Origin of the sequence: Aphanothece sacrum FPU1, assembly GCF_003864295.1 — a bacterium.
Lineage (GTDB): Bacteria > Cyanobacteriota > Cyanobacteriia > Cyanobacteriales > Microcystaceae > Aphanothece_B > Aphanothece_B sacrum.
The window spans coordinates 70,975-95,811 of the sequence record NZ_BDQK01000002.1; the positions used below are offsets into that span (position 1 = coordinate 70,975).

Below are 24,837 nucleotides of genomic sequence, written 5' to 3' on the forward strand. Positions count from 1 at the left end.
GTAAGTGATAACTGATAACTGATAACTGATAACTGATAACTGAAATGACCTCTACCAATATCGACGCACAAGAATTTTTAAGTAATTTAGCCCCCTTTGACCAACTGCCCCCATCACTTAGGGTTGACATCGCTAATCAATGTCAATCATGGCGTTATAAAATGGGTCAAGTAATTGCTATGCGGGGCAAAATATCCCCTAATATTACGATTTTATTAGAAGGAAAAGCCCGACTCTTAGGCTATGATCCCCGCACCCAAATGCCGAGTACCCTCGCTTTACTCGAACCTGGGGCCATTATCGGTGGGGTCAACTTAGTCAGAGGGGTTCCCAGTGAAACCGCGATCGCCTCAACAGAAGCCATCGGCCTCACCCTAAGTCAACAAACCTTTCAGACCTTATTAGACGAATATCCCATCTTTAGAGAAACTTTTGTTGAACAATGTAGTCTGCTCGAATTATTTGAGTTGGTGGCGACTCAACTGGAAAAAGAAGCCCAAGCAGAAGGAAATATTAAAGAAATTGCCAGTGATCTCCTAGAATATACTCAAGTTTACTCCCTGTCCCCCGGAAAAATCTCACAAGAAGATCGGTTAACTCTAGAAGATCGTGAAACCATGTGGTTAGTGAGTGGGGGGAATATGCCTGAGTTTCCTGTGGGCAGTCGTTTAGACATATCAGGCAACTCTCGCTTCCAAATTACCGGGACTCAACCAGTCCGTTTAATTGGCATTCAGGCTAATAAATGGCTCACATCTTCTCCTGGAAGTATACTCCTTGTTGAAGATCAGCCAGACCCAGATAATCATCAGTTAAGCTTCGTCAAATCTGAACCTAACAACATTCCCTATGCGGACTCGTCCCTAGTGGGAATGGATGCCATGCCCATTTCCCCTGAAGAACGCCAAAAACGCAAAAATTTTCCGTTTATCAAGGGAAAAACCCCTTTGGGAGTGGGATCAGCCTGTTTTCAAATGCTAAGTCAATATTTCGGGATGCCCTTCCGTCGAGATGTGATTCGTCGTATCTTGAAAGAACAAATAGAACGCACTGGAAGTTTATCTTTGCCTTTATGTGGTGCAATTACGGAATTAATGGGACTTAATGCCCAATTAATTACCCTTCCGGCTTCTTCTTTTACCCAACTCAAGACCCCCGCCTTGATCGTCTGGCAAGATAGTCTAGCTGTTCTCTACGATGTGAGCGCTCAAGAAATAATTATCGCTGTTCCCGAATTAGGAATATTGCGTCGTCGTCCCCAAGATTTTCTGGAAACTTGGGGAGAAAAAGGAGAAGTTCTTCTATTACAACAGACAAAAGAAACCCCTCAAGAAAGATTTGGACTTAATTGGTTTATTCCCTCCTTAAAAAAATATCGTCGTGTTTTAATTGAAGTCTTTATTGCTTCTTTTTTCGTGCAAATATTTGGATTAGTGAATCCTCTGATGATTCAAGTCATCATTGACAAAGTAATTGTCCAAAATAGCGCGGATACTTTGCAAGTATTGGGAACATTTCTCTTAATTATTGCTATTTTTGAAGCCGTTTTGACGACCTTGAGAACTTATTTATTTGTGGATACAACTAACCGCATTGATATGAGTTTGGGTTCAGAAATTATCGATCATTTATTACGATTACCTCTACGTTATTTTGAAAAACGACCCGTTGGGGAAATTTCAACTAGGATCAATGAATTAGAAAATATCCGTCAATTCCTTACTGGAACTGCTCTTACTGTAGTATTAGATGCGGTTTTTTCCGTTGTCTATATCGCCGTCATGGTTGTTTATAGTCCCATTTTAACCTTAGTGGCTTTAGCAATTGTACCAATTTTTATTGCCATGACTTTGTTCTTTTCCCCGACTATTCGTAATCAAATACGGATTAAAGCAGAACGAAACGCCGAAACCCAATCTTTTTTAGTGGAGATAATGTCGGGTATTCAAACTGTTAAAGCTCAAAATATAGAACTGCGATCGCGTTGGCAATGGCAAGATAAATACGCTCGTTATGTGTCAGCAGGGTTTAATACGGTAATTACTTCGACTTTGGCAGGTTCTACCAGTAGCTTCCTCAATAAACTCTCAGGATTGTTAGTATTGTGGGTAGGAGCTTATTTAGTATTAGAAGGAAAATTATCTCTCGGACAATTGATCGCTTTTCGTATTATTGCCGGTTATGTGACATCTCCCATTTTACGCCTAACTCAATTATGGCAAAATTTCCAAGAAACTGCCCTATCCTTAGAAAGATTAGCCGATATTGTCGATACACCCCAAGAAGCTGAACGCGATCGAGAAAATATACCTATGCCTGCCGTTCAGGGAGGGGTTAAATTTGAAAACGTTTGTTTTCGCTTTAAACCTCATGGCCCTTTACAACTAAATAACGTTAATATTGATTTTCCGGCCGGAACCTTTATTGCTGTAGTCGGACAAAGTGGGGCCGGTAAAAGTACCCTAACTAAATTAATTTCCCGTTTGTATGAGGTAGAGTCAGGACGCATTTTAATCGATGGTTATGATGTGTCCAAAGTAGAACTCTATTCTCTACGTCGTCAGGTAGGAGTAGTTCCCCAAGATACCCTACTATTTGATGGATCAGTACAAGAAAATATTGCCTTAACTAACTCCGATGCTTCCACAGAAGAAATTATTGAGGCCGCAAAAGTTGCCGCGGCCCATGAGTTTATTATGGGACTGCCAAATGGGTACAATACTAAAGTGGGGGAAAGAGGTTCCGCACTGTCAGGGGGACAACGACAACGGATAGCGATCGCACGTTCGGTGTTGCAAAATCCCATGATTTTGGTGCTTGATGAGGCCACCAGTGCTTTAGACTATACCACCGAACAACAGGTATGTACGAACCTGTTATCTGCGTTTGGTGATCGCACCGTTTTCTTTATTACTCACCGTCTCGGTTCCATTAGAGGTGCGGATGTAATTTTGATGATGGACGCGGGGTCTGTGGTGGAACAAGGAACCCATGAGGAATTAATGGCCATGAAAGGCCGATATTACTATCTTTATCAGCAACAAGAAGCAAATATGTAAAACAATTTGCAGTGATTTTTTCGAGTTAATTTTCGTCAGTTAAGAAGGGAAAAAAACGATGAATGGTATTAATGGGAAAGAGAATAACGTGAAACAAGATGAGTTAGTGCAAACCTCTAATAATGGCAATTCAGCCGCCCTTAAAGCGAGTGGGAATAATGATCCTTTTAGTCAAAATGCCTTAGCTCCTATTACCTCTGAACAAGCCGTTGTTTTACGTCAATCTCCCAGTTGGTCAAGAGCGATAGTTTGGACAATTATAGGGGTAACAACTGCTTCTGTTCTTTGGGCGGCTTTGGCCTCTATTGAACAAGTAGTAGCAGCTAAGGGGCAACTAAAACCTCAAGCAGCAGTTAAAGATATTCAACCTCCTATTAATGGGGTGGTGGATAAAGTTTTAATTAAAGATGGAGATCATGTTAAAGAAGGACAAATTTTATTGACTTTAGATTCAGAAGCAACTGCCGCCGAATTACGCTCATTAAAGACTGTTAAACAATCTTTAAAACAAGAGAATGAATTTTATAAAACTTTAATGTCTCAATCCCTTGATACTCATCAAGTAGAACGGGAAATTATTAAACTAAAATTACCCCAAGAAGTAGCTTCTTTGACTCGTAATCGGACTGGTTTAGTTGCTGAAAATCAATTGTATCAAATTCAATTAGGAGAAAATGTACCAGGAATTAATTTAAACATTGGGCAAGTCCAACGACTGCGAGCATCTCAAGGAGAGTCATCTTCTCGTGCGATGGCGGCTCAATTGGAAACAGAACAATTGCAAAAACAACTAAAACAAGCACAACTTCAGTTAGCAGATGCACAAAAACAATTAATAGATGATCAAAAAGTTCTGGCTGAGATTAAATCCCGTAATGAAAAAGCCCTACAAGAAGCTAAATCAGCATTAGTGATTGAAGAAGGAATTCTTCAAGATATTGAACCTTTACAAGAAGAAGGAGGGGTGGCCAGATTACAAGTAGAAAGACAAAAACAATCGATTTCTGAACGGAAACAAAAACTAACCGAACAAATCAGTAATGGAACCATTGAATACGATAAACAACGTCAGCAAATTCAACAACGTTTGGGGGATATTGGTCGTTTCACTCAAGAAGAACGACGGTTAGAATTAGCCATTGAACAGGGTGATGCTAGATTAACTAATACGGTTGATTTAACAGAAAAAGACATTAGAGATAAAATATCAGTTAATCAACAAAAAATTGCGGAAATTGATAGTCAATTAACCAAAATTATTGTCGAAAATGATAAACGAATTGCCGAAATAGGTAGCCAAATGAGTCGGGCAACTGTTACCTTAAAATATCAAGCTATTAAAGCTCCTGTAACTGGAACCGTATTTGATTTAAAAGCTACTCCTGGCTATGTACCACCCCCTAATCAAACCGAACCTCTTTTAAAGATTGTTCCTGATGATAATCTTATCGCTGAAGTCGATATTACTAACGAAGATATTGGCTTTGTTAGCACCGGTCAAAAAGCAGATGTCAGAATTGATTCTTTCCCTTTTAGCGAATTTGGCGATATTAAAGGAAAAGTACTTTCCATTGGCTCTGATGCCCTAGAACCCAATGAAATCCAACGTTTCTATCGATTTCCAGCAAAAATCAAATTAGATCAACAATTTTTAAAAGTTGAAGGTCGAGAGATTCCGTTACAATCAGGAATGTCTGTCAGCGTTAATATTAAAGTACGAGAAAACCGGACAGTGCTGAGTTTATTTACAGAACTCTTTACCAATAAAGTAGAAAGTCTCAAAAAAGTTCGATGATAGATTTTTATGGATTTACTAGAATATCAAGCCAAAGAACTCTTTCATCAAGTGGGCATTCCTATTTTGCCCTCCCAACCCATCGCTAATCTCAGTGAACTCAAACACCTCCAGATTCCCTATCCGGTGGTCTTAAAATCTCAAGTTCACTCAGGGGGACGAGGAAGGGCGGGGGGCATACGTTTTGTACAAAATACCATTGATGCAGTAGCGGCCGCTCAAGCTATTTTTAGCTTACCTATCTTGGGAGAATATCCTCAAGTAATCTTAGCGGAAGCCCGTTATGATGCTCAATCGGAATTTTTTCTCTGCGTTGTCCTTGATTATCATTTACAACGTCCTGTTTTACTCGGTTCTGCTAAAGGGGGTATCGATGTCGATACTTTACTTAATCATATGGAGCAAGTCGTTCTCGATCAAGAATTTTCCCCTTTTTATGCCCGTCGTCTGGCCACTAAAATGGGACTCAGTGGTAGCTTGATTAATGTGGTCAGTGTCATTGTTGAAAAAATGTATCAACTGTTTGTTGAGAAAGATCTCGACTTAATAGAAATTAATCCCCTGGCAGTAAGTCCAGGGGGAGAAGTGATGGCCCTGGATGGAAAAATTACGGTTAATAATACGGCTTTATGTCGTCATTTGGATCTGTTAAGCCTTATTACCTCAAGAAAAGACACCGAGGCAACTGCTCTTAACCCTATCAAGTATGGGGGAAATTATCCACTTCCGAGTAAAAAACCCAGTTTAATCGGTACACAAAGCGGTAATATCGGTATTATTGGCAATAGTTGGGGACTCACTCTAGCCACTTGGGATCTGTTGGTACAGCAAAAGGGAAAACCCGCTTGTGCTTTTATTCTTGAGGAAAAAGGAACGACTAAATCTTTAAGCCAACAGTTACAGACTGCTTTAGGACAAATGATAGGAAATCCTAATCTAAGAGTGATTTTAATTAATATTTTAGGCAGTCCTGAAACTTCTGAGGCTATGGCCGAGGTGATCGCTAATTACGGGATAAGTAACTCTGGAGTCAGTTCACCGTTACTAAAAAGTCGCAGCGAAGATCGTTTACCAAGGGCAACGGCCGCTAATGATGCATCACGTAAACGGGGTCAACCGGATACAGAAGGTCAACCCAAAAAAGTCCAGTCTTTGGAATTAGTTGTGCGTCTGGTAGGCAGAAATTTGACTTCTTTTCAAGAGATACTACCTGTTTTCCCCTTACATTGGCTGGATAATCTTGACAGTGCTATTGCTAAAACTATAGGCATAACTACCGCTAAGCCTTGATATTAATTAATACGCTAAGTTGAATATTTTATGAAATGGCAATCTGATAGCAAGGTTTTGATTCAAGGATTAAATGAACCTCTGGCTGCTTATTATGGGGCCCGCATGAAATCCTCTGGCACTAATATTGTAGGGGGAATTAGTTCTGATTATCAAACGGCCCCTATGGATGGAATTCCTGTTTTTAACTTAGTCGAGGAAGCGGTTAAACAGGTGGGTCAGATTGATATTAGTTTGATTTTTAGTCCGCCTTATCAGGTACTTGATGCCGCTTTAGAAGCCATAGCTGCCGGAATTGGTCAGATTGTCATTATTTCTTCTGGTGTTCCCCCTCTGGATATGGTAAAGTTGCTCAGATTGGCTCAAGGAACTAATACCTTTATTTTAGGTTCAGGTAGTCAAGGGTTACTCGTTCCTGAACAGTTTTTTTTGGGCATGATGGAAAGTTCTTTTTATGTTCCTGGCCCGGTAGGTATTATTAGTCGTTGCGATCGCCTAATTGATGAAGTAGCCAGAGAATTAACTCAAGCTAAGTTTGGTCAATCTTTAGCTATCAGTTTAGGTAGTGATGGCATTATTGGCTCAAATTTTGAACAATGGTTACAAATTATGGAAGAAGATGATAATACTCAAGTAATTATTCTCTTAGGACAGCCTCATAGTAGTGCTGAAATTTCGGCAGCAGAATATATTGTTTCGGCTATTGAAAAGCCTGTAATCACTTATATTTCAGGAATTTATGCCCCAGTTGAGCGCAATTTTGGGGATGCTACTACTATTATTGCTAATCAACTTTTTCATCGGGTTCCGACTAAACAAACAGAACAAAAAACTATTAGTGCTTTTAAGAAAGCGGGAATTAAATTAGCTCAATCTCCCTCAGAAATTGTTAAATTAGTCAAAGGGGTTCTCTCTCCAAAAAAGAGCAAATAAATTAGGTTTTTAACTTCATAACCCATGTCTAATCAATCTATTCCTCCCCAAAATATTGAAGCTGAAGAATCTATTCTAGGTGGTATTTTACTTGATCCTGAAGCAATGGGACGGGTCATAGATTTAATAAGTATAGAAGCTTTTTATGTGAAAGCACATCAACAGATTTATGAAGCAGCTTTAAAACTTCATGGTCAAGGACAACCAACGGATTTTTTGACCGTTACATCTAGACTTAATGATGATCATTTACTCGAACAAGTAGGAGGGATAGAAAAGTTATCTCAATTATTAGATCGTACCGTATCGGCTGTCAATATTGATCGTTACTCCGCTTTGGTGATGGATAAATATTTACGCCGTCAATTAATTGCTGCGGGTCATGAAATTGTAGAGTTAGGTTTTGAAACAACAAAAGAGTTAGAACAGGTCTTAGATGAATCAGAAAAGAAAATTTTTGGACTAACTCAAAAACGTCCCCAAGAAGGGTTAATTTCTCTTGGTGAAACAGTTATTAAAACCTTTAATCAATTAGAAGAACTTCATCAACAAACGGCACTTCCTGGTATTGAAACAGATTTTTATGATTTAGATGCAATGACTAGCGGTTTACAGCGTTCTGATTTAATTATTGTTGCTGGTCGGCCGTCCATGGGCAAATGTTTAGCAGCTAATTCAGAAATTGTTTTAGCGGATGGCAGTTTAGTAACAATTGAAGAAATTTATCACCGTCGTCAAGCTCAATTATTAACTTTAAAGAATGACTGGAAATTTGCTTTAACTGAGCCTTCTAATTTTATAGATGATGGAATTAAACCAGTTTTCCGGGTTACAACTAAATTAGGCCGTTATATTGAAACAACCTTGACTCATCCTTATTTAACTATTAAGGGATGGCAGCAACTTTCCACACTAAAACCAGGTGATAAAATTGCTATTCCTCGTCAAATTAATATTTTTGGAACTGAAATAATTCCTGAGTATCAAGTTAAATTATTAGCCTATTTAATAGGGGATGGTTGTTTAACAAAAACTTCTCCACTATTTACTAATAGAAATCCTTATGGACTGACTGCTATTAGTAAAAACAGTAAAAATACCTTTAGAATTTGGTTACAAGAATTAGATCTTTGGGGTAAAGATGCTCATCATAAAACGATTCCATCAATTATTTTTAAATTGCAGCGTTCACTATTAGCATTATTTCTGAATCGATTATTTGCTACTGATGGATGGATTTCTGTTCTCACCAGTGGTCAAGTTCAATTAGGTTATGCTACAGTCAGTGAAAAACTAGCCCATCAAATTCAACATTTTTTACTAAGATTTGGCGTGATTGCTAATCTAAAAAAACCCTCTCTAAAATATAATAATAATCGTAGACAAGCGTGGCAGCTTGATATTACTGATGCTCAATCAATTAAAACATTTATTGAAGAAATCGGAATATTCGGGAAAGAGAAAGCCATTAATTTAGCAAAAGAAGCTTTAATAAATAAACGATATCAAACTAATTGTGATCTTATTCCTATAGAAATATGGGAACAAATAGCCTTAGCTAAAGGCCATGAAACTTGGACAAGTTTAGGAAAAAGAGCAGGAATTAAAAACTATAGTAATCTTCATGTTGGTAAGCGAGCATTATCACGAAATAGACTCTTTCAGTTAGCTTTAGCTTTAGATAATTTATCATTACAACAACTAGCAACCAGTGAAGTTTATTGGGATAAAATTGTCTCAATTGAATATATTGGTGAACAACAAGTGTACGATTTAACAATTCCTGAAAATCATAATTTTGTTGCTAATGATATTTGTGTTCATAACACGGCTTTTGGATTAGGAATTGCTATTAATATTGCTAAACAAAAAAATCTACCTGTTGCTATTTTTAGTTTAGAAATGTCTGCCGAACAATTATCCATGAGATTATTAGCAGCAGAAGCAGGGATTGAAGGTAATCGGTTACGTTCTGGCAGGTTTGTTCAAAATGAATATGATAAATTGATGATTGCTTTAGGAAATTTATCAAGTTTACCTATTTATATTGATGATGCAGCTAATATAACAATGATGCAAATTCGCTCTCAAGTTCGGCGTTTACAAGCAGAAAAAAAGGGAGAGTTAGGATTAGTTTTAATTGATTATTTACAATTAATGGAGGGAGGTGGAGATAATCGAGTTCAAGAATTATCAAAAATTACTCGTTCTCTTAAAGGTTTGGCCAGAGAAGTTAATGCACCGGTGATTGCTTTATCTCAGTTAAGTCGTGCGGTTGAGTCTAGAAATAATAAACGACCGATGATGTCAGATTTGAGAGAAAGTGGTTGTTTAATCGGTGATAGTTTAATTGAATTAGCAGATATTAGAAAAAAAGTTCCCATCAGAGATTTAGTCGGAAAATCTGGATTCAAGATTTTAGCGTTAAATGAGTCAACAATGAAGCGAGAAAAAGCTATTGTTACTAAGGCATTTTGCACAGGAATTAAACCTACTTTTTGCTTAAAAACTAGCTTAGGAAGAACAATTAGTGCAACAGCTAATCATAAATTTTTAACCATTCGAGGTTGGAAAAGGTTAGATGAGTTAAACATTAAAGAATCTATTGCTTTACCTCGATTTTCATGTAGTTCATCTTTAGCTGATAGTGATATTTATTGGGATGAGATTGTGTCAATCGAACCTGATGAAGAAGCAGAGGTTTATGATTTAACAGTTGATAAATTTCATAATTTTATTGCTAATAATATAGTCGTTCATAATAGTATTGAACAAGATGCTGATTTAATTATGATGTTATATCGGGATGAATATTATAATCCTGATACAGTAGATAGAGGAATTGCTGAAATTCTTATTACTAAACATAGAAATGGGCCAACAGGAACAGTTAAGCTATTATTTCAACCGGAATTAACGAAATTTCTCAATATGCAAAGAAGCAGTAATTATTAAATGATGCTATTAACTAACTTTAAAAATCCTTTCTATAAATTAATTCTGCTTATCCTGATTATTGGTATTTTTCTTCGTTTTATTAATTTAGATAAAAAAATTTATTGGCATGATGAAATTTATACAAGTTTACATATAACAGGATACTTGAGTAATGAGTGGAAATCTAAATTATTTAATGGTCAGATAATAGGAATCAATGATTTACAATATTATCTCCATATTAATCCTCAAAAAACATTAAATGATACCTTAAATGTTTTAGCTATTGATGACCCTCATCATCCCCCATTATACTATATCTTAGTAAGATATTGGCGACACTTATTCGGTGATTCTATCATCGTTATTAGAAGCTTTTCTACGGTGATGAGTTTATTCGTTTTTCCTGCTATTTATTGGTTTTGTTGGGAACTCTTTCAAAATTCAATAATTGGGTTAATCACAATCGCTTTAGTTGCTATTTCACCTTTTTATATTCTTTATGCTCAAGAAGCGCGAGAATATGCTTTATGGACTGTAATTATTCTTATCTCTAATTCCTGGTTATTAAAAGCAATAAAAGTAACACAAAACCATCATAATATTGAACCTAAAATTATTAGATGTTGGTTAATATATTCAGGGTTAAATGCTATTAGTTTATACATTTCTTTTGTTAGTGTATTTATTATCATTCCTCAGACTATATATACAATAATCCTAGAAAATTTCAGACTAACTAAAATAACCATTTTACAAGGAATCTCAATTTTAATATCTGTGATTTTATTTATTCCTTGGATAGTTGTATTTATTTGTAATTATGAACAATATCAACGGAGTACGAGTTGGACTAAATTGAAAATACCTTCTTGGGAAATATTGAAAATATTTGCTTTAAATATTACTCGTATTTTTTTTGCTATTGATCAAGAGTTTGAAACATTATTAAATTATTTATCAGTAATAATTTGCTTAATATTAGTCGGATATGCAATCTTTTTTCTGATCAAAAATACTTCTATAATGTGTTGGGGATTAATTCTATGTTTAATTATTACTCCCATTGTCTTATTAGTTCTTCCAGATTTAATTATAGGAGGAATACGTTCCCTTTCACCTCGCTATCTTATCCCTTGTTTTATTGCGATTGATATTTCTATTGCTTATTTATTAGGAAGTAAATTAATTGATAAAAATACTAAAAACATCAAAATTTGGTCAATTATAATAGCAATTATTATCTCTGGTGGTATGATTTCTTCTGCAGTTAATTCTCAAAATGATACTGCTTGGACTAAGGTAATTAGTTATAGTTTACCTGAAGTTGCGCGTATTATTAATAAAACCCAATCTCCTCTGTTAATTAGTGATGGAAACGGTTATAATTCAGGTAACATTATGTCTTTAAGTTATTTACTTAATCCTGATGTTAAGCTTCAATTACTCTCAAACACAAAAGATTATCAACTTCCCCCAGGGTTTAAGCATATCTTTTTATTGAGTCCTTCGGATGAATTTAGACTACAATTAGAAAAACAAAAAGGTTTAAAAGCTAATTTTGTCTTTCAAGATATTCATCTTAATCTTTGGGAAATTGAGCATTAATTTAATTAACGTCTACCATTAATTATTGATTTAGCATAGTAAGTCCGGTAGAAGCAGAAACGCTATATTTATAACTAAAAAGGGCTGCAATAATTTGCCCTAATGCGATTCCGCCATCATTAGGAGGAACTTTTTGATGCCAAATGGGAGTAAAATTTTCTTGTCTTAAACGAATAATACTCCGTTCTGTTAAATATTTATTTTGCCAACAACCTCCGGTTAATACTACATTTTTTTGACCGATTTTGTGTGCTATTTTAACGATAATTTCTACCAAAGTATTATGAAATTTAGCAGCAATTTCTGCATGAGTAACCTGATTTGCAATATCGTCTAAAATTCCTCTTATAATTAATTCCCAATCAATAATTAAGGGAAAATTTGAACCCACTATTTTATAATTATAAATACTATCTGTTTTAGTTTGGGCCATGGCATATTCTAATCCCATGGCCCCTTGTCCTTCAAAACTGACTTGTTGACAGATTCCCAATAAAGCAGCGACTCCATCAAATAATCGCCCCACACTTGAAGTTAATGGGGCATTCAAATTACGAGATAACATTTGCTCAACTAAAGTTAATTCTTGCGGAGAAAATGTTGCGAATAAAGGTAATTTATCTGATATTTTTAATGAGCCAAATAATTCATAAATAAGTCCTAAAGCAATTTTTCTAAGGTCTTTAACTGCTTGATTTCCTCCAGGTAATTTAAAATGTCTAAAATGAGCAATTCTTTGATAATTATCAGTAGTTACTAAAAGAAATTCCCCACCCCAAATAGTACCATCATCTCCGTATCCTGTGCCATCCCAAGCTACTCCCAATACAGGCAGATTGACTTGATTTTCTGCCATACAAGATAGAACATGAGCATAATGATGTTGTACCTTAACTAACGGTAAATTTTGACTATTAGCGAACTGACTAGAAAGATAATCAGGATGAGTATCACAAGCAATTATTTCCGGTTTAAACTCATAAATATCTGTTAAACTTTCCATAACTTGATAAAAAGATTGTAAGGCTTCTTTGGTTCCTAAATCTCCTATATGTTGACTGATAAAAACTTGATTATTTTGTAAAATAGCAACGGTATTTTTTAAATGTCCACCTACTGCCAAAATAGATTGATTACAGGGCAATTTATCACTAATTTTAAGAGGAAAAGGTGCATATCCTCTAGCACGACGGATACTCATTTCTCTGTCCCCCATTACTCTAACTACGGAATCATCAACAGGGCGAATAATTGGGCGATTATGGACTAAAAATAAATCAGCAATATGGCCTAATCTTTGTAATGCTTCTTCATTATCAATACAAATAGGTTCATCAGCAATATTTCCACTCGTAGCGATTACTGGAACTCCCAAATCTTTGAGTAATAAATGATGTAAAGGTGTTCCTGGTAACATAACTCCTAAATAGGGATTATTCGGAGCAATAGATTCCCATAAATCATTGGTTTCTTTTTTCTTTTTTAGTAAAACAATTGGATTTTCAGGAGAGGTTAATAGTTGTTCTTCCAAGTAACTAACCTCACAATCATTTTTAATTAATTCTAATGAAGGGTACATCAAAGCAAATGGTTTATGAGGACGGACTTTACGTTGTCTTAATTGATTAATTGCTGTTAAATTATTAGCATCTACAATTAAATGAAATCCTCCTAATCCTTTAATCGCTATAATTTTACCATCTTTAATAGCATTTACTGTATTTTTTAACGCTTCATTTTTAATGCCTAATACGCTTCTTTTTTTATCCCATAATGCTAATTGAGGGCCACAAGATGGACAAGCATTAGGTTGAGCATGAAATCGTCTATCAAAAGGGTTTTGATATTCATTTTCACACTGAGAACAGAGGCTAAAATGTTTCATCGTTGTGTGAAGACGATCATAGGGTAAAGCTTTAATAATTGTATAACGGGGGCCGCAATTTGTACAATTAGTAAAAGGATAATAATAACGTCGATTATGAGGAGCGAAAATATCTTTTAAACAATCAGAACAAGTGGCTAAATCTGGTAAAATAATAACCGTTTTTTCTCCACTAATACTATGACGAATTTCAAAAGTTGTATATCCGAGATAGTCTAACCAAGTTTTTTCAAGGCTTTGAATTTGCGATCGCGGCGGTTTTTCTAAGGTAATACGAGTTAAAAAAGTGTCAAGTATTGCTGGTTTTCCTTCTACTTCAATGAATACTCCAGAAGCAGAATTATTGACCCATCCGACTAACTGTAATTCGGTAGCAAGTCGATAGATAAAGGGACGAAATCCGACTCCTTGGACGGCTCCTTTAATGATTAATTTTAAACGCTTTTTGGTCATTTTTATTGATATTTATTTAGGGTTGAATTGAATAATTTTCAGCAATAAACTTTTGAATTAATTGACTTAAAGCTTCCGAAGAGTATTGACTAATAAGATAAGCTTTAAATGGTTCTTTTTGACTCAAATATGTAGTATAAGATGCTTGAAGATAAGGACGATAATCGGAATTTTTACTAATATAATTTTCAAAAAAAGCTAACATTAAAGCATTACTATATTGATAAAGTAATTCAGGATTAGGAAGAGTAAGATTAGAGATAGATTCAATTATATTAGTCATTCCTGCATCTAAGTTAGAAAAATCAAGGTGAGCTTGTCCTTCTACTAATAATAAATATTTATCAGGTGTTCTTAACCAAGGAAAAGAACGAATTTGTTCAAAAATAGCAGGAGTAGCAGCATCATAATTTCCTGCTCCAATAAAAACAGGAATTTTAATCTGACTTAAACCTTGAGAACCAAAAATACTACTATTAACTGGATTCGCTGCAAAAATTGCTTTGACTCGTTCATCTCTAAAATTATAAGATTTTTTTTCTAATTTTAAAGCTCGACATTGAAGCAATAAGGATAGATTTAGATAACTAAATTTTTTGTTACATTCTCGTTCTAAATTTTCAAAATGAAGGGTAGCACCAGCTAACGCTAAAGCGGTATAACCCCCTAAAGAATGACCTAATACTCCTACATTTTTCAGATCAAGTTTACCTTTAAATTCTGTTTGATTTCGTCGTTCTAATTCATCAATAACATAACTAATATCTTGAGGACGATCCTTAAATTCATTAATATCAAAAATCTCCCCAGTATACCCACCTAAAAGGTCTTGAATTTTTTGATAATCACTACCAGGATGTTGAGGAATAACAACAACATAACCATAAGAAGTTAGATATTCTGCGTGTTTATAAAAATCTTCAGGACGAGATGCTAAACCATGAGACATAATAATTACAGGTGTTTTTTCTTGTCTCCATTTTTTAGGTTTATAAAGATCAACATAAAAGCGACGGTTACGATTTTTATCAGTTAATAACCATCTTTTTTTAGGAGCGATTCCTAAAGTACCTGGTTGCCGTAAATCACGTAAATTAGAAAAATTAACAGGTTTTTCTTTTTTGGCTTCTATTGTTGACAATTGAGCAATTTCAACAGAAAATAATTGAGTAGCTTTAACAACAATTTTTATAGCGTCAGATAAAGCGAAGGTTTGTTCTAAGTCTATTTGTAGATTGGTTGGTAGTTTACGCAAAACATTAATTAGGGTTAAACCTTCTGGTTCAAATGCAGCTTGTACTAAAGCTCCTCTTAACGCATATTTTCCATTTCTTCCTCCTTGAATTTTCATAAATTTACCGAAATTAGTTAGAATTTCTTCCCCGATTTGTGTCTTTAGAAATCGGGATAATTGTACAGGATTAATTTTATGAGGTTGAAATAAAGCTTCTCTAAACTTATTTTTTTCAGATTCATTAAGCCCACCTATATTAAAATAAAATTCTAGATTTTTGTCAACAATTCCTGTTTGAGCAAATTTTTCTAAAGAACTAATTCTGACAGATAAATTTAAGCCGCCATAGATTAAATATACTTGTTCTGCTGCCAGAATAGGAAAAGCAGTTAAAACCGTGAAAAAGGTAGCAATAATTAAGGAAAGAAACCGCATCGAATTAAAATTATCAACAAAAATCATAGCTAAATAGATAATTATGTCAAGGGTTAAAATTTCGTCTATGATAGCAAAATAATCACTTTTCTTTAATTATGCTCTTCCTGATGTCTAAAAAATCATCTTACTGGTTTTTCGGGTTACTACTAATGTTTATGGTCATCCTGACAACCTACTATTTTAAAGCAGGAATGATGGGGTTGACTGTCTTTATTTTAGCTTATTTAACCAAAGGAATGCGACGTAGGAAAATTAAAAGTCACATTGCATCAAATGATCTATAAAAAAGTTAGCTAATTTAAGGTTTAATTTAAAAGACGAAAAGAATCAAAAAAGCTGAGAATATTGGCAGAAATTGTCTCAGTATTCTTTTGTCCAGCCGCTAGAATGTAAATTCTTTGGTTGATCAAATAAAGATGAAAACTAATCAATTCATTATTCTGTTTCATTGTTAATTCCTTGCCAAAATATTGTTGCCACGTAATATTATTTTCTGTCAATAAAGTAAACTTTGTTTCTTGAATAATACCATTTTTTATGGATAATAGTAATTGATTAGGATCACCTAATTGACTCGGATTCAATGGTTCAGAATAAGCAGCTACAAAGCGATAAATTTGGGGTTGAGTAGCGAATACTTCAAAAGATAATTCACTGGTTCCTAAATTAAGTTTAACTGTTTCTTGACTTTGAATTCCTTGGGGCATCCAGACAGAAAAACCTCCATCCCTAAAGAGATATTTTTGCCAGATTAGTTGTCCTTGATCAATGGTTAAAAGTTGGGAAGGATGTTCAACTGTTGTTGATGGTTGTTGTTGGTCTTGTTGTAGTCTTTGGATTTCCTGATCCATGATCATTTGTCCATCCCTAAAAAACGTAGGACGATCTAATCTTCCTTGAGCAAAACTAGGATTAATCGGTTGTAATATTAGACTAATTAATATTATGATAAACTTTGGATCAACCTTCATATAATTAATGGACTTCATAGGGATATTTTTAATTAAGATATGTCACAATTAATCAATCTGATAAAACAAAAAGTTGCCATCTTAAAACCATAGGGAGACTTCCACCAAATCGCAGGAAAACAACCCACCGGAGCGGATAAGCTAAAATCCCAGTTATCATAGTTATTACCTTGCCATTTTCCCTCTTTTCGCCAACCAACCTGATCGCCATATTTTTCTAGAACCTGAGTATTTTGCGCCCTGAGAGTATCTAGACTACCACCTACTTCTTGATAAATGGTTAATTGTTTACTAAAACCAAAGCGATTATCACTATAATCTTGCCAAAGACGATCAATTACTTTTAAAATATTACAAGGAAATTTTGTCATATCATCTGGGGTTAAATCATCTCGACTTTTGTTCACTGCATCGAGAATAACAACAGTAGTTTCTAGATCTGCTTCCTTAAATTTTCCTGCCATTAATAAACTTTGTAATTTACCATATCGATCCAAATCAGATACGAGTTTCAGCTTTTCTTCTAAATAAGTCACACGGTTATTCAGAGATTGTAATTGACCGAGAATTTCTGTCCATTGAGTGTTATTATCGATTTCGGGTAAGGGTTCAGACATAATTAAATTTGTGTCGCCAATTAATGGTATCTTGGGAAAGTTTAGACAAATCTCAGGAAAAATTCAGCTATCCTCGTTTTAATATTCTTATATTCGCGGAAGTGGAGATTTTTCCTAAAAGAGGTACTATTACCCTGTCTAGTGTTTTATACTGCTCATTATCTTAGTTTACACAATTTTGGCATCTGTTACCTACTTTATGACTTCTATGGCTAATTCTCAATCATCAGTTAATTCCTCTTCAATCGCTAATTATAATATTGAACAAACTGTTCTTGAACGTTATCAAGCGGGGGCAAAAGTACAACAACCTAGCTTATGTTGTCCTACTGATTATGATGGCAATTATTTAACAATTTTACCCCAAGAAATTGTAGAAAAAGACTATGGTTGTGGTGATCCCACTCGTTATGTTTCTGAAGGAGAAACGGTTCTAGATTTGGGATCAGGTACGGGTAAAAATTGTTATATTTTAGCACAAAAAGTTGGGGCAACTGGACAAATCATTGGGGTAGATTTTAATGATGAAATGTTAAAAATTGCCCGTAAATATCAACAAGACATTGCTGACAAAATTGGCTACTATAATACTAAATTTGTCAAGGGAAAAATTCAAGATTTAACCTTAGATTTAGATCTGGTAGAGACTTGGTTAAAAGAATACCCAGTTAACTCTATTGAGCGGTTAAGTCAGTTGGAAACTGAATGTGATCGTCTACGTCAACAGTCCCCTTTAATTGCAGATAATAGCATTGATGTGGTCATTTCTAATTGTGTTTTAAATTTAGTGCGTCCCCAAGACAAGGGGCTGTTATTTAAAGAACTTTATCGAGTCTTAAAACGAGGGGGAAGGGCGGTTATTTCTGATATTGTTTGTGATGAAGATCCGACACCTACTATTATCAATGATCCGGATTTATGGAGTGGCTGTATTGCAGGAGCATTTCGGGAAGATCAGTTCATAAAAATGTTTGAAAATGCTGGATTTTATGGCATTGAAATACTCAAAAGAGAAGAAACTCCTTGGCAAGTTATTGATGGAATTGAGTTTCGTTCCGTAACTATTCGTGCATATAAAGGGAAAGATGGCCCCTGTTTAGAAAGAAAACAATCTATCATTTATAAAGGCCCTTGGAAACAAGTTCAAGATGATGATGGACATATCTTTTGTCGAGGGGAAAGAATGGCTGTTTGTGATAAAACTTACCAAATTTTAACCCGTTGTGATAGTCCCTATCAAACACATATTATTCCTGTTCCTCCTTATCAAGAAATTCCTCTAGAACAAGCAACAGAATTTAGCTGTAAAAATAAAGCAATTCGTCATCCTAAAGAGACTAAAGGATTAGACTATAAGTTAACAGTTACAACTCAAGATATAGACTGTTGTAGTCCTGGTGAATGTTGTTAATTTAAGATTAATCGTGGATGTGAAATGGGCATCTTGTCCATCACAGGCAAGATGCGGCTTGCCACAATTATTTATATTTCAAATGGAAACAATATATTCAATAAAAAACAGGAAAAATAAATTAATGATCACTCCCAATATTTTATCTATTACACCCTTTAGTAAAAAGCTAACTAAAACTTTAAATAAACAAAAAATAACGGTTTTACAAATTAATTTAGGTAAAAAATGTAACTTAGCTTGTAACCATTGTCATGTAGAAGCAGGGCCAAAACGAACTGAGGAATTATCCCCCGAAGTTTGTCAACAATTAATCGAAATTATCAACCGTTTTCCTCAATTAGAAACCGTTGATTTAACGGGAGGCGCACCCGAAATGAATTACGGATTTCGTCCCCTAGTAGAAGCAGCTAAAGCAGCAGGTAAAGATGTCATTGTTAGATCTAATTTAACCATCTATTTTGAATCTGGATTTGAAGATTTACCAGAATATTTTACTACAAATAAATTACATATTATTGCTTCTTTACCTTGCTATTTAGAGGATAATGTAAATCAACAAAGAGGAGTAGGTGTTTATGACAAATCTATTAAAGCTTTACAAATTTTAAATCAATTAGGCTATGGTACAAATCTTAACTTACAACTCGATTTAGTTTATAATCCTCCTGTACCAAGACATAATAAATTCTCCTTAACTCCGAATCAAGCACAATTAGAACAAGATTATAAAACCTTTCTGAAACAACAATTTAATATTGTTTTTAATAATCTTTTTACTATTCTTAATATTCCTGTTGGCAGGACTAAAAATTATTTACAAACTCAACACTTATATATTCCTTATCTTAAGTTTTTGGAATCCAATTATAATGAACAAACAGTTAATAATTTAATGTGTCGCAATGAACTATCAATTGATTATAATGGTAATATCTATGATTGTGATTTTAATCAAATGGAAAATTTACAAGCTATAGATTTTCAAGGAGAAAAATTAACTATTAAACACCTTTTAGAAGCCAATAGTCTAGATTTAATTGAACAAGTAAAAACTGCATCCTATTGCTACGGATGTACAGCCGGAAGTGGTTCAAGTTGCGGAGGTTCACTGTTATAAAATGTCAAAAAAATCCGTCAAATTTATCATAATTGCCTTATTATTAGTAGCCTTATTTATCCTCGCTAATAAATTAGGAATTAGTCAAGTAATTAACCAAACATTACAAACTGTTCTCCAATGGATAGATAGTTTAGGAACTTTAGGATATATTGTCTTTATTCTCATCTATATTTTAGCCACTGTATGTTTAATTTCAGGGGCAGTTTTAACTCTCGGTGCAGGCGTTATTTTTAGTGTAGTAAAAGGCTCAATTTTAGTCTCCATTGCCTCAACTTTAGCTGCAACTGTTGCCTTTATCATTGGAAGATATTTTGCTAGAGGATGGGTATCTCAAAAAATTCAACAATACCCTAAATTTACAAATATTGATGAGGAAGTAGCTAAAGAAGGTTGGAAAATTGTGGGATTAACTCGTTTATCTCCTGTCTTTCCTTTTGTCTTTTTGAATTATGCTTTTAGTATCACAAAAGTGTCTTTAAAAGACTATATATTAGCCTCTTGGATAGGTATGATGCCAGGAACTATAATGTATGTTTATCTAGGTTCTTTAATTGGTAATATTGCCACAATAGGGGCAGGAGTAAGAGAAAAAACAACCCTCGAATGGGGATTATATATTGTTGGTTTAATGGCTACAGTTGCTGTTAGTATTTATATAACAAAAATTGCTAAGAAGGCTTTAGATAGTCAAATTAAAGAAAACCCTACTGAAAAAAAAGAACCCGTTGAATCGTGAAAACTAAATGGCCTACTCCTACTAAACTGAATCAACCTACTAAAAAAACAAATATTATCAGAAGTTTTCCCGTTTTTAAAAACTTAAAACTTTGGTTGATTTTAAGCTTTATTTTAGTTGTTATTATCTGTATTTTTAGTCCAATTAACATTATCTTTGATCAACAATTTATCCTGACAATTCTGCAAAAATATCCTTCTTATAGTGTCATTTTCTTTATTTTTGGCTATATCATTTTAACAGTTATTGGTATTCCTGGTACTGTTTTAACAATTGCTGGTGGTATCCTATTTGGTATCTTTTGGGGAACATTTTGGTCAGTAATTGGAGCTAGTTTAGGAGCATTAGGAGCATTTTTAACCGCCCGTTATTTATTACGGGATTATGTGCAGAAAAAATTTGGTCATCATCAACTATTAGCTAACTTTCAGCAAGCTGTATTACGCCAACCTATAAAGTTTGTTTTAGCCGTTAGATTTGCTCCTATTTCTCCGTTTAATGTTGTTAATTTCCTCTTTGGATTAACTCCTATTAATTGGTTAACCTATACTTTAGGGACTTTTGTCGGAATTATTCCAGGAACTTTAGTTTATACTTGGTTAGGAGTCAGTGGAACTAATGCTGTACAAGGAAGCGATCGCTTATCATTTTTTGTCGCATTAGGATTTCTTTGTTTACTTTCTATTCTGCCGATGATTGCTCGTCAAAATCAACCTAAATCATCATCATAATTATCTCAGGATTGGGTGTTTAAACATTGCATTAATTGAGAGATTTGTTGTTGATTGAAAATTTGATGTAATACATTAGCAATTGCTTGGGGATCTAAACTGATAAGAATATGAGGAAGTTGGCTAGTGGCTAATTGTTGTAACTCTTGACTGGTGCTAATTTTTTCAGATTTTCCTAATTCTATATAATCGACTCCTTGCTTAAGTTCTTGAATAATTACAGTGGCTAAAGTACGATAGGAATGTTGAGGATTCCCTATAGCTTCAGATGCGGTTTTAGTTAAAGTTTGCCAGCCTTTTTCTTTGGGGGCTAATTGGGCTAATTGACTACACAATTTCTGAAGACTACGACGACTTTGTAAAGTGGCTTCTCCTTTAAATAAAGTTAACATTTCCTTGAGTAAACTACGAACTTGACTAGGGATATCTAAGTCGGTTACAGTAGTTAAATGCGGAGGATCTTGGGTAACAATTTGATTAAGATAGGCTTGTAATTCTACAAAGAAAGGGGCCGCATCTTTGACGATAACGTCTGCTTCATCAGCTTTGAGTCCAACACGACTTTGTAACTTTTCTACTAAATCGTGTAGAACATCGTACCCTTTTAAAAAGAGAGATTCTAATTTTTGATCCACTGGAACTGCATTTTCCCGCAGAATTTTAAACGCATCTTCTAAACGGTGAGCAATCTTTTGAATACTGCCATATCCTAACATGGCTGCCCCTCCTTTGATAGAATGGGCCGCGCGAAACATTTCATTGAGTCTTTCTTGATCTTTGACCACAGAAGATAGTTCTAAAAGCCCTTTTTCTAGAGTTTCTAAGTGTTCTTTTGCTTCTTCAATGAAATAACCGAGTATTTTTTGCTGATCCAAAATCGTTTTCTCCCATCAATTAGGCACTACAATTTTAGAATTCCCTAAAATTTGGGGAAAATAACAGGGAAGATAAAATAATGGAGAATAGGGGATTTGAACCCCTGGCCTCTGCGGTGCGATCGCAGCACTCTACCAACTGAGCTAATTCCCCATTGGTCTTGTACAATCTATAATTATAACATTGGATGTTAATTTTTGTCTTGGTTTTTAATCTACTATTGACGAGTTTTAATTGTTACTTGGCGTTACGTCTTTGGCAACTAACCCTTACATTAAAAAGGGTCACGAAAACTTTAACATGGCTTGAAAGTCGCATCCATCACATTTTCTCTGGGGCCCCAAACATAATTTTACAAGGACAACAAGGAACCTCTACTCTCAAACAAAGTTACCAAAAGTTAAATACCCAACTCCACCAAGTCCAGCAAGTAATAGGGTTAGTTAATTTAATTATCAAAATTTGGCAACGACAAAAACTTTAATGTCTTCTGTGAAAATTTGCTTCCAAATAAGTAATGATCATTTAATTATTCTTAAGTTTAAGCACAATTACGGCTGACAAGAGACTACTAACTGACGTTACAGTTGTTAGTATAAAAGTGTGATGGTATTTATCCAGAAAATTGAAACAACGGCGATCGCCAAGGAAATATTAAATTTAGACATTATCGGTCAAACCCGACAATCCCTGGTAAGATAAGGTTAAAGTTTTGTTAAGATTTGTTTAGTATTCTTATTCATCCCTTGGCTCATCCCATCCCGTGTAGTGCCTCTCTTATGGAGTTAAACCCCAGCATGACTGCCAATCATCCCCTTTGCGATACCGAACACTTAGTCCTTGAATCGACTGATATTGACGATCTTCCCTTAGATAAACCCGAAGAAGCTTGTGGCGTTTTTGGAATTTATGCCCCCGAAGAAGAAGTCGCTAAGTTAACTTATTTTGGATTATATGCCTTACAACACCGAGGACAAGAATCAGCCGGAATTGCGACTTTAGATGGTGATACTCTCCATGTTCATAAAGATATGGGGTTAGTCTCTCAAGTCTTTAAAGAGGACATTTTAAATCAATTAACGGGTAATATTGCAGTTGGCCATAATCGTTATTCTACTACCGGATCAAGTCATAAAGCTAATGCTCAACCGGTTGTCCTTCCTAGTCGTCTGGGACAGTTTGCCCTAGCACATAATGGCAATCTTGTCAATACATTACAGTTACGTCAAACCTTAGAAGAAAGGGGGTGTAATTTTCAGACTAGCACAGATTCAGAGATGATTGCTGTGGCGATCGCCCAAGAGGTGAATGAAGGGAAAGATTGGCTAGAAGGGGCGATCAGTGCCTTTCAATTGTGTTCTGGGGCTTATAGTTTAGTGATTGGAACTCCTATAGGATTAATGGGAGTCAGAGATCCTAATGGAATTCGACCTTTGGTCATAGGAATATTAAATAATAATCCCGTGCGTTATGTTTTGGCTTCTGAAACTTGTGGATTAGACATTATTGGGGCAGAATATTTACGAGACGTAGAACCTGGAGAATTAGTTTGGATCACGGAAGAAGGGTTAGCTTCGTTTCATTGGGCCCCAAAACCACAACGGAAATTATGTGTTTTTGAAATGATTTATTTTGCCCGTCCTGATAGTTTAATGCACGATGAAACTTTGTATAGTTATCGGTTACGTTTAGGGCAACAATTAGCTAAAGAATCCTTTGTTGATGCTGATTTAGTCATGGGAGTTCCTGACTCTGGAATTCCTGCTAGTATTGGTTTTTCTCAAGTATCCGGGATTACTTATGGGGAAGGATTAATTAAGAATCGTTATGTAGGAAGGACATTTATTCAACCGACACAACACATGAGGGAATCTGGCATAAAAATGAAATTAAATCCCCTCAAAGATGTGTTGAATGGTAAGCGAGTCATTATTGTGGATGATTCGATTGTGCGGGGAACTACTAGTCGTAAAATTGTTAAAGCATTACGGGATGCTGGGGCCACAGAAGTGCATATGAGAATCTCGTCTCCTCCTGTTACTCATCCTTGTTTTTATGGCATTGATACGGATAACCAAAATCAGTTAATTGCAGCGACAAAAACTGTTGCAGATATTGCCGAACAAATTGGAGTAGATTCTTTAGCTTATTTAAGTTGGAAGGGAATGTTAGAGGCAACTGGCGAAGATATTAATAGTTTTTGTTCTGCCTGTTTTACGGGGGATTATCCGGTAGCTATTCCTGAAAATGTAAAACGTTCTAAATTAATTTTAGAAAAAGCTAAAGTTTAATTTATCTATCGGTTGGGTTGAGGTTATTAAACCCAACCGATAGATAAATTAATAATTAATGACAGACTCAAGTCTGATCCTATAAAGACTAAGTCCGCCTGCGCGGACAGCCATTCTAGGTTGCGTAGGCAACCTTGGATGAAACCTAAATAATTATATTGCCATGCCCAAACCCATTATTAATAATTTTAATTGATTTATTGTGCTGAAATTAATCAATTATTAATTATAAATCGGTAATAAGTTGTCCCTAAACGTAACCTACCAACCAACAAAAGTGAGCGGGGATACTGTAAACTAGAAACTAGGCTCGAAAACAAAGACTTTTTCCAGTCAAATAGTTCTTAGACTAAAAAAGCACGATTAGTTCTATTAAACTATGTTTTTGGGCTGCTCAAATAACTAGATAGCATTAAATAACTATTAATGTTAAAGTAATGTCATTTAGG

The 24,837-nt window shown here is 34.9% G+C and carries 17 protein-coding genes and 1 tRNA gene; 12 read left to right on the forward strand and 6 right to left on the reverse strand.

The features are described 5' to 3' along the window. Nucleotides 1-44 precede the first annotated feature (44 nt). The 6 genes from AsFPU1_RS04330 to AsFPU1_RS04355 are packed head-to-tail and all read left to right on the forward strand — an operon-like array spanning nt 45 to nt 11,622. Nucleotides 45-3,059 carry a peptidase domain-containing ABC transporter gene (locus AsFPU1_RS04330; protein WP_124976284.1) on the forward strand — a complete coding sequence of 1,005 codons (3,015 nt, stop codon included), beginning with the start codon at nt 45-47 and terminating at the stop codon, nt 3,057-3,059. Nucleotides 3,060-3,117: 58 nt separating this feature from the next. Beyond that, nucleotides 3,118-4,854: a beta-barrel domain-containing protein gene (locus AsFPU1_RS04335; protein ID WP_124976282.1), complete on the forward strand. Its 1,737-nt coding sequence runs from the start codon at nt 3,118-3,120 to the stop codon at nt 4,852-4,854. 9 nt (nt 4,855-4,863) lie between these two features. Then, entirely contained in the window at nt 4,864-6,144 is a 1,281-nt protein-coding gene (locus AsFPU1_RS04340) for an ATP-grasp domain-containing protein (protein WP_124976280.1), read from the forward strand. A 30-nt stretch (nt 6,145-6,174) separates the two neighbouring features. Further along, on the forward strand, nt 6,175-7,077 hold the full coding sequence (locus AsFPU1_RS04345; RefSeq protein WP_124976278.1) for a succinate--CoA ligase subunit alpha: 903 nt from the start codon (nt 6,175-6,177) through the stop codon (nt 7,075-7,077). A gap of 24 nt (nt 7,078-7,101) precedes the next feature. Continuing rightward, nucleotides 7,102-10,032: a replicative DNA helicase gene (dnaB, locus tag AsFPU1_RS04350; protein WP_124976276.1), complete on the forward strand. Its 2,931-nt coding sequence runs from the start codon at nt 7,102-7,104 to the stop codon at nt 10,030-10,032. Continuing rightward, a complete protein-coding gene (locus AsFPU1_RS04355) occupies nt 10,033-11,622 on the forward strand; it encodes a glycosyltransferase family 39 protein (RefSeq protein WP_124976274.1) in 1,590 nt (529 codons plus the stop codon). 22 nt (nt 11,623-11,644) lie between these two features. Here the strand turns inward: AsFPU1_RS04355 and hypF are convergent, their stop codons facing one another. The 4 genes from hypF to AsFPU1_RS04375 form a co-directional block, all read right to left on the reverse strand. Beyond that, nucleotides 11,645-13,960, reverse strand: coding sequence for a carbamoyltransferase HypF (hypF, locus tag AsFPU1_RS04360; RefSeq protein ID WP_124976272.1), 2,316 nt, complete (start codon nt 13,958-13,960; stop codon nt 11,645-11,647). Between the two features lie 16 nt (nt 13,961-13,976). Continuing rightward, nucleotides 13,977-15,629 (reverse strand): alpha/beta hydrolase, encoded by a 1,653-nt coding sequence (locus tag AsFPU1_RS04365; RefSeq protein ID WP_125061052.1) that lies wholly within the window; start codon nt 15,627-15,629, stop codon nt 13,977-13,979. A 308-nt stretch (nt 15,630-15,937) separates the two neighbouring features. After that, on the reverse strand, nt 15,938-16,621 hold the full coding sequence (locus tag AsFPU1_RS04370; RefSeq protein ID WP_227873563.1) for a hypothetical protein: 684 nt from the start codon (nt 16,619-16,621) through the stop codon (nt 15,938-15,940). A gap of 14 nt (nt 16,622-16,635) precedes the next feature. Further along, nucleotides 16,636-17,220 (reverse strand): GUN4 domain-containing protein, encoded by a 585-nt coding sequence (locus AsFPU1_RS04375; RefSeq protein ID WP_124975934.1) that lies wholly within the window; start codon nt 17,218-17,220, stop codon nt 16,636-16,638. Between the two features lie 208 nt (nt 17,221-17,428). On the opposite strand from AsFPU1_RS04375, the gene AsFPU1_RS04380 reads away from it, so the two are divergent. The 4 genes from AsFPU1_RS04380 (at nt 17,429) to AsFPU1_RS04395 (ending at nt 21,221) form a co-directional block, all read left to right on the forward strand. Beyond that, nucleotides 17,429-18,631 carry a DUF8838 domain-containing protein gene (locus AsFPU1_RS04380; protein ID WP_124975970.1) on the forward strand — a complete coding sequence of 401 codons (1,203 nt, stop codon included), beginning with the start codon at nt 17,429-17,431 and terminating at the stop codon, nt 18,629-18,631. 124 nt (nt 18,632-18,755) lie between these two features. Beyond that, nucleotides 18,756-19,751 carry an arsenosugar biosynthesis radical SAM (seleno)protein ArsS gene (gene arsS, locus AsFPU1_RS04385; protein ID WP_124975936.1) on the forward strand — a complete coding sequence of 332 codons (996 nt, stop codon included), beginning with the start codon at nt 18,756-18,758 and terminating at the stop codon, nt 19,749-19,751. Nucleotide 19,752: 1 nt separating this feature from the next. Further along, nucleotides 19,753-20,490: a TVP38/TMEM64 family protein gene (locus tag AsFPU1_RS04390; RefSeq protein WP_124975938.1), complete on the forward strand. Its 738-nt coding sequence runs from the start codon at nt 19,753-19,755 to the stop codon at nt 20,488-20,490. Next, nucleotides 20,487-21,221, forward strand: coding sequence for a TVP38/TMEM64 family protein (locus tag AsFPU1_RS04395; RefSeq protein ID WP_227873564.1), 735 nt, complete (start codon nt 20,487-20,489; stop codon nt 21,219-21,221). The genes AsFPU1_RS04390 and AsFPU1_RS04395 overlap by 4 nt, the downstream gene beginning before the upstream one ends. Before the next feature lie 5 nt (nt 21,222-21,226). On the opposite strand, the gene AsFPU1_RS04400 is transcribed toward AsFPU1_RS04395, so the two are convergent. Next, entirely contained in the window at nt 21,227-22,096 is an 870-nt protein-coding gene (locus tag AsFPU1_RS04400) for an Hpt domain-containing protein (protein WP_124975940.1), read from the reverse strand. An 81-nt stretch (nt 22,097-22,177) separates the two neighbouring features. Further along, a tRNA-Ala gene (locus AsFPU1_RS04405) sits at nt 22,178-22,250 on the reverse strand. 67 nt (nt 22,251-22,317) lie between these two features. Between AsFPU1_RS04405 and AsFPU1_RS04410 the strand changes: the two genes are divergently transcribed. Together AsFPU1_RS04410 and purF are read left to right on the forward strand one after the other, a co-directional pair. Continuing rightward, entirely contained in the window at nt 22,318-22,581 is a 264-nt protein-coding gene (locus AsFPU1_RS04410; protein ID WP_227873565.1) for a hypothetical protein, read from the forward strand. 313 nt (nt 22,582-22,894) lie between these two features. After that, on the forward strand, nt 22,895-24,388 hold the full coding sequence (gene purF / locus AsFPU1_RS04415; RefSeq protein ID WP_124975944.1) for an amidophosphoribosyltransferase: 1,494 nt from the start codon (nt 22,895-22,897) through the stop codon (nt 24,386-24,388). Nucleotides 24,389-24,837 lie beyond the last annotated feature (449 nt).

Excerpts from the sequence above, each read along its gene's own strand:
- AsFPU1_RS04380 (WP_124975970.1), top strand. The coding sequence starts at position 17,429 with ATGGCTAATTCTCAATCATCAGTTAATTCCTCTTCAATCGCTAATTAT.
- purF (WP_124975944.1), top strand. The coding sequence starts at position 22,895 with ATGACTGCCAATCATCCCCTTTGCGATACCGAACACTTAGTCCTTGAA.
- AsFPU1_RS04330 (WP_124976284.1), top strand. The coding sequence starts at position 45 with ATGACCTCTACCAATATCGACGCACAAGAATTTTTAAGTAATTTAGCC.
- dnaB (WP_124976276.1), top strand. The coding sequence starts at position 7,102 with ATGTCTAATCAATCTATTCCTCCCCAAAATATTGAAGCTGAAGAATCT.
- AsFPU1_RS04340 (WP_124976280.1), top strand. The coding sequence starts at position 4,864 with ATGGATTTACTAGAATATCAAGCCAAAGAACTCTTTCATCAAGTGGGC.
- arsS (WP_124975936.1), top strand. The coding sequence starts at position 18,756 with ATGATCACTCCCAATATTTTATCTATTACACCCTTTAGTAAAAAGCTA.
- AsFPU1_RS04335 (WP_124976282.1), top strand. The coding sequence starts at position 3,118 with ATGAATGGTATTAATGGGAAAGAGAATAACGTGAAACAAGATGAGTTA.
- AsFPU1_RS04355 (WP_124976274.1), top strand. The coding sequence starts at position 10,033 with ATGATGCTATTAACTAACTTTAAAAATCCTTTCTATAAATTAATTCTG.
- AsFPU1_RS04375 (WP_124975934.1), bottom strand. The coding sequence starts at position 17,220 with ATGTCTGAACCCTTACCCGAAATCGATAATAACACTCAATGGACAGAA.
- AsFPU1_RS04370 (WP_227873563.1), bottom strand. The coding sequence starts at position 16,621 with ATGAAGTCCATTAATTATATGAAGGTTGATCCAAAGTTTATCATAATA.
- hypF (WP_124976272.1), bottom strand. The coding sequence starts at position 13,960 with ATGACCAAAAAGCGTTTAAAATTAATCATTAAAGGAGCCGTCCAAGGA.
- AsFPU1_RS04365 (WP_125061052.1), bottom strand. The coding sequence starts at position 15,629 with ATGCGGTTTCTTTCCTTAATTATTGCTACCTTTTTCACGGTTTTAACT.
- AsFPU1_RS04345 (WP_124976278.1), top strand. The coding sequence starts at position 6,175 with ATGAAATGGCAATCTGATAGCAAGGTTTTGATTCAAGGATTAAATGAA.
- AsFPU1_RS04390 (WP_124975938.1), top strand. The coding sequence starts at position 19,753 with ATGTCAAAAAAATCCGTCAAATTTATCATAATTGCCTTATTATTAGTA.